Origin of the sequence: Acinetobacter sp. YH12151 (genome assembly GCF_013418355.1) — a bacterium.
Classification (GTDB): Bacteria; Pseudomonadota; Gammaproteobacteria; order Pseudomonadales; family Moraxellaceae; genus Acinetobacter; species Acinetobacter pseudolwoffii.
The window spans coordinates 1-13240 of the sequence record NZ_VPCG01000038.1 but is presented as its reverse complement, the minus strand read 5'-3'; the positions used below and the strand labels follow the sequence as shown (position 1 = coordinate 13240).

The following is a 13240-nucleotide window of genomic DNA, read 5'->3' as shown; positions in this document are numbered from 1 at the left end:
TATAACTTCATTTGACTGGGTTCAGAACAGGCGAAACTTATAATTGAAAAAGGGAAAATCATGGCTTATCAATCTATTAATCCATTTACCAATCAAAAATTGAAAGACTACCCCTCCCATAGCGATCAAGATATTCAAAATGCCCTCGATACCGCAGAAAAAATCCTGAAATCGGAATGGGCTCAAAAGGCCGATACCCGTATTGAGGTACTGCGCAAGCTGGCTAGCAGTATGCGTGAGCGAAAGTCGGAACTGGCCAAGCTCATGACGCTGGATATGGGTAAACTGATCAAGCAGAGTGAAGGTGAAATCGAAACCTGCGCCAAAATTGCTGAATACTATGCTGATCATGCCAAAGAATTTTTAGCGCCTGTGTCCTACGAAACGGAACTGGGAGAATCCTGGGTTGAGCATCATCCATTGGGCATTGTTATGGCAGTTGAACCGTGGAATTTTCCGTTTTATCAATTAATGCGGGTTTTTGCACCGAACTGTGCCATCGGTAATCCGGTTCTGGCAAAACATGCCGGAATTGTACCGCAATGTGCCGAAGCTTTTGAACAACTGATCTTGGATGCAGGCGCACCCAAAGGTGTCTGGACCAACCTGTTTATTAGCAGTGATCAGGTTGCTGAGGTGATTGCAGATAAACGTGTACGTGGTGTGGCACTCACAGGTTCAGAAGGTGCGGGCAGTGCTGTCGCTGAGCAGGCCGGAAAACATCTTAAAAAATCAACGCTGGAACTGGGCGGTAATGATGTCTTTATTGTGCTGGATGATGCTGATCTGGAAAAGGCCATCAAGATAGGCTGCCAAGCTCGGGTGAACAATACCGGTCAAGTCTGTACAGCAGCCAAGCGCTTTATCCTACATGAAAAAATTGCCGAACAATTCAAGGCTGGCATGATCAAGGTATTTGAAGGGTTAAAAATTGGCGATCCGCTTGATCCTGAAACCACATTGGGTCCACTGTCTTCCGCTGACGCTTTGGAAAAGCTGACTGAACAGGTCGATAAGGCGGTAGAACATGGTGCGAAAGTGGTCACTGGTGGTAAGCCGTATGAGCATGCAGGCAATTTCTATCAGCCGACGATTTTGGAAAATATCAGCCGAGATAATCCGGCCTGGTATGAAGAATTCTTTGGTCCGGTTGCCCAGATTTATGTGGCCAAGGATGAGGATGAGATTGTTTCGATTGCCAATGATTCCAATTATGGTCTGGGTGGCGTGATTCATTCACAAGATATCGAGCGGGCGAAAAAGCTGGCTTCACGTGTCGAAACGGGCATGATCTGGATTAACTGGTTTACCGATACCACGCCGGAATTACCATTTGGCGGGATGAAGAACTCCGGTTATGGCCATGAACTGTCGATTGATGGTTTCAAAGAATTTGTGCAAAAGAAACTGGTCGTGGTCAAAAGCCCGAAGAAATAAGAGATTGATTGAACAAAGAAGCCACTATTCAGTGGCTTCTTTGTTCTGGATATTCTTCGCGTTGACCACCGTCATAACTGGCAAAACGCGGTTGTTCTCGTGGAAATGATGGTTCAGTGTTTGGCCAAGGCCAAGTACCAAACTGGGTGTCACGATAACGGCGAAAAGCAGCATCCAGTTCCTGCTGAGTATTTAACACAAAGGGCCCACGCATTGCCACAGGCGCACCAATCGGTTCACCTTCTAGCCATAAAATATGTGATTCCAGTAAACCACCTTTGAGATGAATATCCTGATCTGGTTTGAGTTCTATCAGATGCTTGACCTGTATTTTCTGTCCTTCCAGCTCCAGACTTTTGCCTTGGTAGAAATAACAAAAACGCGTCGCGCTCGCAGTACTTGCCGGAATAATCAGCTCTGCCTCAGGCGCAAGTGTGATCAGGTAAATATTGACCCTGTTTTCAGCAGGTGCTGCCCAAGAATGGGGTGGACGATCCAGTGCTTCGGTATCTTTAAACTGCCCTGAAATGACCCGAATATCCGCTTTAGGTCCGGCTGCATTGGCTGAAAATACATGCGGAATCTGTTCACGCCACAACATTTTATAATCGGCCGGCTGCTTTTTCTGTTCCGGTGAGGAATTCAGCCAGATTTGAAACAGCTCCAGAGGATTATCCTGATCTTGATGAACTAAGGGAAACATTTCGCAGTGCTGTACCCCATTGCCGGTGGTCAGCCATTGCACATCACCTGCGGCATAACGTCCCGAGTTTCCGAGCGAGTCAAAATGGTCGACATAACCGCGCTCGACAATGGTAATGGTTTCAAAACCGGTATGCGGATGCTCCGGAAAGCCGGGAATTTGCTCGCCATAATACATGTCATATTCATGCTGATACGGCGGTGTAACTGGCCCTAATTGGGCATTGCCTTGTGGATAATGATCCTGATGGTGAACAGTAAAAATAAAGGGATCTTTCAGGTCAAGTCGGGATTCGACCGGAACAACAGAATACAGCACTGAATTCGACATGATTGAACTCCTGATTATTTTATTAGATATAAGCTTTTAATTTAAATTAGTTTTTATAATAAATCACAGTGTAAAGCAGATAAGGCGATTGAGGAAGATGCTTTCCGATCTATCGCCTTAGATGAAGGTTTAGGTATTTTCCTGTTCAGTCGTACTGTCTGATTTTTGCTCTGGATTCTGGATCAGCAGCCCCGCCAGTTTGATCATTTCAGCTTGCACATTGACCATCTGCGATTCAATTTTTTTCAGGTCGATCTGGCTTAAATCCATGTCACCATTCAACAGCGGTGAGGCCAAGACTTGCTGATTGGCACTCATGATATTGCTGCGGATCTGGTCAATTTCCTGACTTTTTAAGTTCAGGTTGCCGAGTACCTGATTAAAGCTGTTGAGTTGCTGTTGTAACTGGGTTGCGGTGGACTGCAGTTGCTGAGTATCCTTGGCTTCTACTGCACTTTGTAGCTCAGTCTGAGTCTGCTTCAACTGTTCCACATAACTGCCTGCTTTCAGCTGTAAGTCAGCCACATCACGAACCATATAAAACATATTGCCCGATCTAAGCTCAGTTGGTGCGGTAGCGCCAGTTTGCGGCTGGCTGGCAGTGTCAAGATCGGAACTACGAGTTTCCGCTTGCTCAGTGGGTGCTTCAACTGCCTGTTCACATCCCATCAGTAAAATCCCTGAGCTAAATAATGCAAAAGGAAGAACGGCATTGGCAAGAATCTTGGACATGGAATCAGGGTCTCGGTGCAGGTGGAAATATTTCATGATTTAATATAGGGACAAACTATGGAGATAAAAAAGATTGTTGCAAAGTTATAACAAATTTACTGAAGCGTAGACCGTCTTCGATTAAAAATGCTTAAAAAATAAAGATAAAACTCACGTTTTCAACTCAATAAATTGTTTGGGCTGTAATGATGTTAAGAAACGGAGAATTCTGGATATGCATGCTTACATTCTCCCTATTCACTTGATCCAGTACGGGTTTCTCATACGCGTAGAATGCATTTGATATAGAAAATACGCTTGCTTTTACTCAATGGTTTATTGCTTCAAGTGTATTGTTAATCTAACCGAGGATCATTGCAGATTAGGCCTGTTAGATTGATGAACAGGCGACGAACTATAGCCAAAAATAAAAGTTGAGGGCGAATTATAGATAGGATTTATATGAATTATTATGTATTTAGCTCGCTGTGTTTAAATTACAAAGTAAGTATCTATTGGGTAAATACATACTTACTTTGCGATGAGCAATTATTTGGCCAGTTCGGCATTTACCGCATCCACAATTCGCGGATCATCTGCAGTAATGTCAGGCGCAAAACGTGCAACCACTTCGCCATTTTTATTGATCAGAAATTTCTCAAAGTTCCATAACACTTCAGGCGGTTGGTTTGGAGTCAGGCCATAATCGACCAGATCTTTCCACCACGGGCCTTCACCGATCCGCTCTGGTACAGCTTGAGTCAGCGTGGTATAGAGCGGATGCTTGTCTTCGCCCGCCACAGAAATTTTAGCAAAGAGCGGGAAGTCGACCTGATAATTGACAGAGCAGAATTCCTGAATCTCTGCTTCGCTACCCGGTTCCTGCTCCAGAAAGTTATTGGCAGGGAAGCCCAGAATTTCCAGACCTTGCATTTTTTTGTCTTTATACAGCTTTTGCAAACCTTCATATTGCGGAGTCAGACCACATTTCGATGCCACGTTCACCACAAGCAATACCTTGCCCTGATACTGGTTTAAGGTGGTTTCCGGGCCTTGAATGGTTTTGACTGGAATGTCATATACAGAGCGAGTCATTAGATTTCCTGTTTATTCAGACTGAATCGATCTTTGTTTTAACGGGTATTTAGATTCAATACAAGTAACAGCTGCTGAGGCAGGAGGCTTAAATCGGTAAATTGCCTGAATATCATGTGAAAAATCTATTATGCTAGGGTGCGCAAATAGCAATCGCTAAATAACAAGACAAGCGACACATGGATGAGGGTATGACACAGCAGCACAAAGCAGTCTGGTGGGCAATGGTATTGCCATTGGCTGCAGTTTTTATTTGGTCCTTAAACATGACGGTGACACGTTATGTGGCGGATTATATTTCTCCCATCAGTATCAGTTTTTACCGCTGGGTACTGGCACTGCTAATTTTAAGCCCATTTCTGTTGCCCAAGGTCAAAGCAGCCTGGCCAGAGATTCGCCCACATCTTGGACACTTTGCAGTTTTGAGTGCCTTGGGGATGGTGCTGTATCAAGGATTGGCCTATAGCTCTGCACACTTTACCACTGCGACCAATATGGGGCTGATCAATGCCTTTATTCCTATTTTTACCATTATTGTGGGTATTTTCGTCTTAAAAATTCGCCCGACACAGGCTGCGGTACTGGGGAGTCTGCTGTCTTTTATTGGGCTGATGTATGTCATGGCCCAAGGGCAGGGGTTGCATTTCTTGACGGTGGGCGACAGTTATATCGGTGATTTGCTGATGCTGATCGCAGTATTTTTCTATGCCTGCTATGGCGTCTTGCTGAAAAAATGGCAGATTCAGATTCCATTGTTGCTGAGTCTGTATATCCAGATTTTTATGGCCTGTCTCTATCATATTCCGTTGGTACTTTACTTCGGTCTGGACAGTATCAATAGCCATAATGCAGCCAGTATTGTTTATGCCGGAATTTTTCCTTCTATTTTAGCTCCGTTCTTTTGGATGATGGCGGTACAGCAACTCGGTCCAAATCGTAGCAGTATTTTTATGAATCTGATGCCGGTTTTTACCGCGATAGTCGCCTATCTCTGGTTAGGTGAAGCCTGGACCATGTATCACAGTATTGGAGGTGGTATCATTTTACTGGGAATTATATGGGCACAATATCCGGGAAGAGCAAAGTGATAAGCTAAGGAACAGTTTATCAAGATATTAATTGTTTGAATATTAAGCAAGCAATCAAGGTTTTTTAATTGAAATAGCCTGTTAAATCCCAATTTTTAAATGTGAAAATAAATATAAAAATCTTAATTTATTTTAAAACTGGAATAGAAAGAGCAAGATAGTTTGAATTTTGGTTAAAAGTTGCCTAGTATTAATAGAAAATATGTATTAATTGAGTTTTTTATTGTACTTGTCGTTGCACTAATTTTCTCTCATAATGCATCCATCGAGAATGATTAAACATATTTTTCCTTGTTTTATCAAACTCCCAGAGATTTCTGAACCCTCTGGATGTGATTTATGCACATCCTTTTTTATGCTCAACCATCCCTATATGGTTGAGCTTTTTTTTGTCTTAAAACTTTAGTCGAGCTTGAATATCTGAGTCGACTGAGAACCAACTTAGTCGCGAATAATCGCCCCACTGACGGCGTCAATAATCCGGCTCGGTTGCTGGCTTAACCCTAAGTCACCATTCAGATAATTCAGATTCTGATCAAAGTAGCGAATCGCATCTTGCAGTGAACGTGCCGGTTCCAATCCTGAAGGATTGGCACTGGTAGACACAATAAAACCGCCAAAGGCCTGACACAGTGCCATACAGAGTGGATGGTTGGTAACGCGAACCGCCACTTTGGGATGATCGCCCTTAATCCAGGCCGGAATCTCCTGATGCGCGGGAAGCAGCCAGGTAATGGCGCGTTCAGCGGGTCTGTCATTGCTCCAGGATTCAATCACTTGTTCACGCATTTCTGTAGTTAAATCTTGCAGCAGATGTTCCACCTGTGAAATATGCGCTGCCAATAGAATCACCCCTTTTTCAATCGGGCGCTGTTTCAATTTTAAAATCTGATGAAATGCCTGTTCATTATAAGGGTCGCAACCCAAGCCCCAAACAGCCTCTGTAGGATATGCCAAGACTTGTCCGTCTTTAAGACATGCTGCTGCTTCAGCAACAGAGGTAGTAATCATGTGAATACCTTATACAAAACAACAAAGCCCTATTGTGAACTTTATTTCAGTGGACGACAACGCTGATACATGCCCGCTTGTTGAGTACTCAAGCCGAGCAGCTCAAGTTCCATCAATTGACTGGTCAAGGAAGATACTTCCTGTTGTAAATGAAAACTGAGCTGATCCAGACTCTGTCCGACCCAATCGAGTTGATTATAAAGATGAATTAAATGGGGCGGGATAGTGCGCTCTTGCTCAGGATAAGTATCTTTTTTGAAGTGATTTGCATTCGCTTGCCACTGTGTTGCTAGGGCTAAATCCTCAATCACTTGCTGTGGATGGTCAATTAAAATTGCACCTTCACGAATCAGTTGATGACAACCTTGATGATGTTCACTGTAAATATGCCCCGGAATTGCAAATATGTTCTTGCCTTGTTCCGCTGCCCATTGTGCCGTAAGCAATGAACCACTTTTTAACGCGGCTTCTGCCACAATCACCCCAAGACTTAAGCCGCTGACAATTCGGTTGCGCCGTGGAAAATGCTGCTGCAAGGGTGGGGTAAAAGGTAAAAACTCAGTAATAACTGTACCACCGTGGTTAATCATTTGCTGACGTAGTGCTTGATGTACAGCAGGATAGGTCTGTTCGATCCCTGTACCCATCACTGCAATCGTTCGTCGATGTTGTAGCGCAGCCCGATGTGCTGCTTCATCAATCCCTTGTGCCAAGCCACTATTAATATAAAAACCTTGCTCACTCAGATAAAAGGCAAAGTCATAGGCGACTTGCTGTCCGTGCGGACTTGGCTTGCGACTACCAACAATTGCAATTTGTGGCTGGAGTAACTGATCTGCATGTCCCTGCCCGAACAGAATTGGCGGCTTATGCTCATAATGACTCAGTTGTTGTGGATATTCAGCATCTGTATGCAAAAGCACAAAATCACTGTGCAACTGAATCTGTTCTAGACTGTGCTGAAAATGGGTTTGAGATTCGCTGCTTTGAAAGTCTTTCAGGCGTTGAATATGATTTTTATGAAGGCCGAGCTTTTGCCAGGTCTCGATTTGAGAACAATGGACTGCATCCGCAAGATCTGCATAATGCCGACTGATTTTATAAAAGCTGGTGAGGGAATGTTGCACCAAATACCACAGCGTGATGGCATTGATTTGTGATGTCGACAATCTGTTCAACATAGTGAGACCTATTTTTGCGTCTTCTTATTATTGGTATGAATGAAAATAATTGAGATGATGCTGATCTATCAACATCATCCCACTTTGCAACCTTAGTCTTCTAACAAAGGAGGCCGAATGCCGGCACCCACTTTAATTGGAAGCTCGCTATCCAGCACATAGGCATAGCTCAATTGATCGAAGGCTTTAAAGACCATGACCTGACCAATACGCTCACCTGGCAATTGCACCCGTTCTTTAGTCTTCGGATCAGTCACCACTTCACCTTTCTGGTTTACGCTAAAGACATGACCTGTCTGAACGCCATGTGCCGTACCACGGTCAAGGGTGACGACACTATGACGTGCTGCAGTACCAATCGACCCCAATACACGCACAATCTGACCACCAGGCACAATACTTTCTGCATTGGTTGGGTAGAACAGCGTCGGTAACATCGGGTCGTATTCAGCGAGTACGCGGTCACCGCGACGCACCTCCGCGTTATAACTGTCAGTCAGCTCCAGTGTGGTTACCTCACCTTCACTACGTACCGCAATACCAGATGCCACCTGTTGCAGCTCGAGTGCAGCAGTATATTTCTTGCCATTGGCATCGGTAAATACATAAGGCTCAGCTTCACGATAAACGGCATAGCGTTGACCAACGACCAGACCGTTACCACGTACATAGACTTTCTGGCCTTTGCCCGCCAGTACGCGCTGATCTGCAGTTCCAAGAATGTATGGGGTGCCTTGAACTGAATCAGGCGCCATCAGGGTATAGCGCTCTAGCCACTGTTTGATATGTTCTAGTGGAATCACTGGAATGGTATTGTTTAAAGATTCAACCCGAATCTGAGGTTGCAGAGAGGTGCTGCCCAGATAGCGGCTGATAATACCGTCACAACCATCACCTTCATCTTTGCCAATAATCGGACGGCCCTGGTAATCACACATCAACAGGCGATCGCCCGGGAAAATCCAATGTGGATTTTTCACATGCTTGTTGCTGGCCCAGATTTCAGGCCAACGTACCGGATTTTTCAGGAAGCGTTTCGAGATATCCCAAAGCGTATCGCCTTTTTTCACCACATAAACGTTCGGTGCATTGGCTTTTAATGCCGGTGGATTGACGTTGCGTGCAGGTGCTGCCTCGGCAGAATGAATGGTCCCCATACTGACACCGACACAAACGGCAAGTGCCAGCATCTGATTTTTAAACCCCAAGGCACTAAAAAATGGCATGCCCTTCAAAACCTTTTTCATTATCATAATTCCTAAAATTATGTGCGTAGTTGCGTTATAATAACGATCTTACACACATTTTTTTGATGAAGCATTCCCTTCATTTGGTTTTTTGATCAATGGCATAATTGAGGACGCAGTATGGCCTTATTACCTATTTTAAGTTTCCCGGATCCCCGTCTTCGTACCATTGCACAACCTGTCGAAGAAGTGACTGATGAAATTCGTCAGCTCGCTGCAGATATGTTTGAAACCATGTATGAAGCACCAGGTATCGGACTCGCCGCGACTCAGGTGGATCGTCATATTCAGCTGATTGTTATGGATCTGTCTGAAGATAAAGATCAACCGATGGTTTTTATTAACCCCAAAATTACACCATTGACTGAAGAAACGCAGCCCTACGAAGAAGGCTGTCTATCAGTTCCTCAAATATACGATAAAGTTGACCGTCCGTCACGTGTAAAAATCGAGGCAATTAATCTGCAAGGTCAAGCATTTGAGCTTGATGCTGACGGACTTCTCGCTGTGTGTATCCAACATGAAATGGATCACTTAAATGGTAAATTATTTGTTGATTATTTATCACCATTAAAACGTCAACGGGCACGTGAAAAAGTGGAAAAACTGGTCCGCCAGCGTAATAAAGACAAGGTCGCAGTCAAGCGCTAAGTCCATTATTTCCGTTAAATTTAATCTCAAACAAAGCCCAATTTCAATTGGGCTTTGTTATACTGGGCATCAGCATATTTTAGGGTTGATCTGTGTTGTTACGAGGTGGGCTGCTACTGGCATGTGCAGCTGTGTTTCTACAGATTGCTGTATTTCTACAGCCGTTGTTACCGAAGCAATATCAGGTTGCGCCGGTCTGTGAAACCATCACGCGTGCACTTTTTGTAGCAACAGACCCGCATGCGCAGCATAGTATAAGCGAACATACCCATTTCAAAGCTCAATCCGACCATGCTGAGCATGACCATCATGATGCCAATCACCAATGCCAGTACTGTACCGTCTATGCCAATCTGATCTTGCCGCCTAACCTGGAGATCCAGCAGGTACTTGACCGGATTCATGTACGTTTGATTGCTTATCAGAAAACCTTTAAGCATGTCTGGTTTGTCCTTCAGCAGCTCTTCTTAATTCCTCAGGGACGGGCACCACCACTGCCTGCATAAATCTGCATTTTTCCGCTTGGGTTGTTATTGACTCAAGCCATGCTTTATTTATGTATTCAGTGAGATAAAAAAATGGCTCAGCCTAAATTCTTTTTACAGCCACTTGCGGCTGCGATCTGTGTTGCCTGTTATTCACAAGTCAGCATGGCAAATGAAAGCCTTCCTGTGCACACTATGGCGCCGATTGTGGTGACCTCTGCTGCGGGTAATGATGTCAATGGCCTGATTGTGCGTGCTGATCCGAAACAGCCAATTCAGCCGATTCCTGCCAGCGATGGTGCCGATTATTTACAAAGCATTGTCGGTTTTAGTGCGGTGAATAGCGGTGCCGGTACCAATGGTGATGTAACCTTCCGTGGCATGTTTGGTTCAAGAATTAAAATCCTGACCGATGGCACCGAAAATCTCGGAGCCTGTCCAAGCCGTATGGATTCACCGACCTCTTATATTTCTCCAGAAAGCTATGACCAGATTTCAGTGATTAAAGGGCCACAAACGGTTCAATATGCCAATACTGGATCTGCCGCAACCGTAATTTTTGAACGTAGTCCGGAACAGTTTGATCAAGATCAAAACTATCGCGGTCAGGCCAGTGTCTTGATGGGATCTTTCGGACGTCTTGATCATAATGTGGAAGTTGCAGCAGGCGATGAACAGAAATATGTCCGACTCAATACCAATCGTTCGGTATCGAATAGCTATCAAGATGGTGATGGAACCACTGTGCCTTCAGATTGGGAGCGCTGGAATGCAGATCTGGCTTTGGGATGGACTCCAGATGCAGATACCTGGGTAGAACTAGCGGGTGGTAAGGCGGATGGTGAAGCTGTTTATGCTGGTCGTGATATGGATGGATCACAGTTTGCCCGTGAAAGCTTAGGTCTACGTGTAGAAAAGAAAAATGTGACAGATGTAATCAAAAAAATTGAAGCACAGGTCAACTACAATTTTAATGACCACGTGATGGATAATTTTAGTTTACGTGATGTTGCTGAACCCGATAAAGCAATGACGGTTACACGCCGTACTTTAAATGGGCGCTTAGCGGTAACAAATGAATGGGAAAACATCCAGCTTATTACAGGGGTAGATTCACAACTTAATAAGCATGCCGGAGGTATGTATCATTCGACTATGCCAATGATGAACTCACCTGTTACGACAGACATGGAGTTTCAGTCGATTGGTGGTTTTGGTGAGTTGAGCTATGACTTGGGTGGAGATAATAAGTTAGTCAGTGGTCTGCGTATCGATCAGGTTAGCATTGATGCTGTTAAACGTGGCCTTGAGCGTACAGAAACCTTACCGAGTGCTTTTATTCGTTTTGAAAATACCCATCCTGATCATGATGACGGCAAAACGTATATCGGATTAGGTTATGTAGAACGTGTACCTGATTATTGGGAATTATTCAAAACAGACCTCAACGGGCAAGCACCATCGACCTTTAAGGACTTAAAAAATGAAAAAACTTTACAGCTTGATCTCGGCTATCAACATCATCATGGTGCATTGAACTCTTGGGTGTCTGCATATACAGGTCTAATTCAGGATTATATTTTAATTAATTATGATGCTGACAAAAAAACAGGACATGGGATCAATGCAGCTGATTCTAAAAATATTGATGCTGTCATTGCCGGTGCAGAAGCAGGAATTGGCTATCAGTTTACCGATGCCATTCAAGCCGATGTGAGCGCCATGTATGCGTGGGGTGAAAACACCACCAACAATATGCCGTTGCCACAAATTGCACCTTTAGAAGGGCGCGTTAATCTTCGTTATATCCAAGATCGTTATACTTTAGGTGCTTACTGGCGCATTGTTGATGGTCAAAATCGCATTAGTGAACGTGAAGGCAATATTGTTGGCTATGACAACAAGAAAAGTACAGGTTTCGGTACGTTGTCTTTAAACGGTACCTATAACTTGTCCGAGGGTGTCGATCTATCAGTTGGCATCGATAATGTATTGGACCGTACATATACCGAACACTTAAATAAAATGGGGGCATCTGGTACAGGCTTATCAACTGATGAACAATTTAATAATATTGGACGTAATTACTGGGCGCGTGTCAGTATGAAGTTCTAATCTGATTAGATTAAGTACAAAAAGCAGGGCAGAAGTCCTGCTTTTTGTTTTTGTAATTTAATAAAATTTATAAAAATCATATATTTAAGCATTTTAGCCATTTCCAAATAAAATAATGAACATTTTTATGAAAATATTTTTTATATATAAAACAGTTATTTATAATTCTTGTGGTTTATAAAATAGACACACGTTTCAAATGTTTTAAAAAAGGTGTTGCAAGCCCTCTGAAATGCTGTAGAATGCACATCCATCGGCGGTGATGAAGATTAAAGCTTCTGATAAAACAGTAACTTAGCACGAGATGTTAAGATTGGGTTTTGTTGGATAAGTTTAAATTAATTTGAATTACGGATTGACACTTTAGAAATTCAGTGTAATATAGCCGACCTAGCTTGCTGGTGACGAATCAGCAAGAAGATCATTAAGAGATTATGAAGAACAACTTGTGTGGATTTTTACTGGTTGATCGATCGAAATTATTTTCATTGATTGATGGTAGAAATTACTCGAAGTTTATTTGAGAAATATTTGTCAGAAAATTGATGAGCCAAGATTGGCACCCTTTAAAGGTGCTACTGATTTTAAACTGAAGAGTTTGATCATGGCTCAGATTGAACGCTGGCGGCAGGCTTAACACATGCAAGTCGAGCGGGGAAGAGTAGCTTGCTACTTTACCTAGCGGCGGACGGGTGAGTAATGCTTAGGAATCTGCCTATTAGTGGGGGACAACATCTCGAAAGGGATGCTAATACCGCATACGTCCTACGGGAGAAAGCAGGGGATCTTCGGACCTTGCGCTAATAGATGAGCCTAAGTCGGATTAGCTAGTTGGTGGGGTAAAGGCCTACCAAGGCGACGATCTGTAGCGGGTCTGAGAGGATGATCCGCCACACTGGGACTGAGACACGGCCCAGACTCCTACGGGAGGCAGCAGTGGGGAATATTGGACAATGGGGGGAACCCTGATCCAGCCATGCCGCGTGTGTGAAGAAGGCCTTTTGGTTGTAAAGCACTTTAAGCGAGGAGGAGGAGCTCTTGGTTAATACCCAGGATGCTTGGACGTTACTCGCAGAATAAGCACCGGCTAACTCTGTGCCAGCAGCCGCGGTAATACAGAGGGTGCAAGCGTTAATCGGATTTACTGGGCGTAAAGCGCGCGTAGGTGGCCAATTAAGTCAAATGT

The 13240-nt window shown here is 43.9% G+C and carries 11 protein-coding genes and 1 rRNA gene; 6 read left to right on the top strand and 6 right to left on the bottom strand.

The features are described 5' to 3' along the window. Positions 1–60 precede the first annotated feature (60 nt). Positions 61–1437 carry an NAD-dependent succinate-semialdehyde dehydrogenase gene (locus FTU82_RS12510; RefSeq protein ID WP_180001337.1) on the top strand — a complete coding sequence of 459 codons (1377 nt, stop codon included), beginning with the start codon at positions 61–63 and terminating at the stop codon, positions 1435–1437. 28 nt (positions 1438–1465) lie between these two features. Here the strand turns inward: FTU82_RS12510 and FTU82_RS12505 are convergent, their stop codons facing one another. The 3 genes from FTU82_RS12505 to FTU82_RS12495 all read right to left on the bottom strand — a co-directional run bounded on the left by FTU82_RS12505 (position 1466) and on the right by FTU82_RS12495 (position 4276). After that, complete coding sequence (locus FTU82_RS12505; protein WP_180001336.1) at positions 1466–2470, bottom strand: pirin family protein; 1005 nt, start codon at positions 2468–2470, stop codon at positions 1466–1468. Between the two features lie 129 nt (positions 2471–2599). Continuing rightward, positions 2600–3202: a hypothetical protein gene (locus tag FTU82_RS12500; RefSeq protein WP_005173841.1), complete on the bottom strand. Its 603-nt coding sequence runs from the start codon at positions 3200–3202 to the stop codon at positions 2600–2602. Positions 3203–3730: 528 nt separating this feature from the next. Further along, complete coding sequence (locus tag FTU82_RS12495; RefSeq protein ID WP_005173845.1) at positions 3731–4276, bottom strand: glutathione peroxidase; 546 nt, start codon at positions 4274–4276, stop codon at positions 3731–3733. Between the two features lie 191 nt (positions 4277–4467). Here FTU82_RS12495 and FTU82_RS12490 point away from each other — a divergent pair, with 191 nt between their 5' ends. Then, on the top strand, positions 4468–5364 hold the full coding sequence (locus FTU82_RS12490; RefSeq protein ID WP_005173847.1) for a DMT family transporter: 897 nt from the start codon (positions 4468–4470) through the stop codon (positions 5362–5364). Between the two features lie 441 nt (positions 5365–5805). Here the strand turns inward: FTU82_RS12490 and FTU82_RS12485 are convergent, their stop codons facing one another. The 3 genes from FTU82_RS12485 to FTU82_RS12475 all read right to left on the bottom strand — a co-directional run bounded on the left by FTU82_RS12485 (position 5806) and on the right by FTU82_RS12475 (position 8803). Next, the gene (locus tag FTU82_RS12485; protein ID WP_159516705.1) at positions 5806–6375 is read right to left on the bottom strand and encodes an L-threonylcarbamoyladenylate synthase; all 570 of its coding nucleotides are present in this window, start codon (positions 6373–6375) and stop codon (positions 5806–5808) included. 41 nt (positions 6376–6416) lie between these two features. Next, positions 6417–7556 carry a DNA-processing protein DprA gene (gene dprA, locus FTU82_RS12480; RefSeq protein WP_100329712.1) on the bottom strand — a complete coding sequence of 380 codons (1140 nt, stop codon included), beginning with the start codon at positions 7554–7556 and terminating at the stop codon, positions 6417–6419. A 92-nt stretch (positions 7557–7648) separates the two neighbouring features. Then, positions 7649–8803, bottom strand: a complete 1155-nt coding sequence (locus tag FTU82_RS12475; RefSeq protein ID WP_180001335.1) for a LysM peptidoglycan-binding domain-containing protein — start codon at positions 8801–8803, stop codon at positions 7649–7651. Positions 8804–8923: 120 nt separating this feature from the next. On the opposite strand from FTU82_RS12475, the gene def reads away from it, so the two are divergent. From def to FTU82_RS12455, 4 genes are all read left to right on the top strand, one after another. Next, on the top strand, positions 8924–9454 hold the full coding sequence (def, locus tag FTU82_RS12470; RefSeq protein WP_044112406.1) for a peptide deformylase: 531 nt from the start codon (positions 8924–8926) through the stop codon (positions 9452–9454). Positions 9455–9546: 92 nt separating this feature from the next. Then, the gene (locus FTU82_RS12465) at positions 9547–9960 is read left to right on the top strand and encodes a DUF2946 family protein (RefSeq protein WP_180001334.1); all 414 of its coding nucleotides are present in this window, start codon (positions 9547–9549) and stop codon (positions 9958–9960) included. Between the two features lie 72 nt (positions 9961–10032). Continuing rightward, positions 10033–12054, top strand: a complete 2022-nt coding sequence (locus FTU82_RS12460) for a TonB-dependent copper receptor (RefSeq protein ID WP_180101396.1) — start codon at positions 10033–10035, stop codon at positions 12052–12054. A 586-nt stretch (positions 12055–12640) separates the two neighbouring features. Next, positions 12641–13240 (top strand): 16S ribosomal RNA (locus tag FTU82_RS12455); the annotation flags it as partial.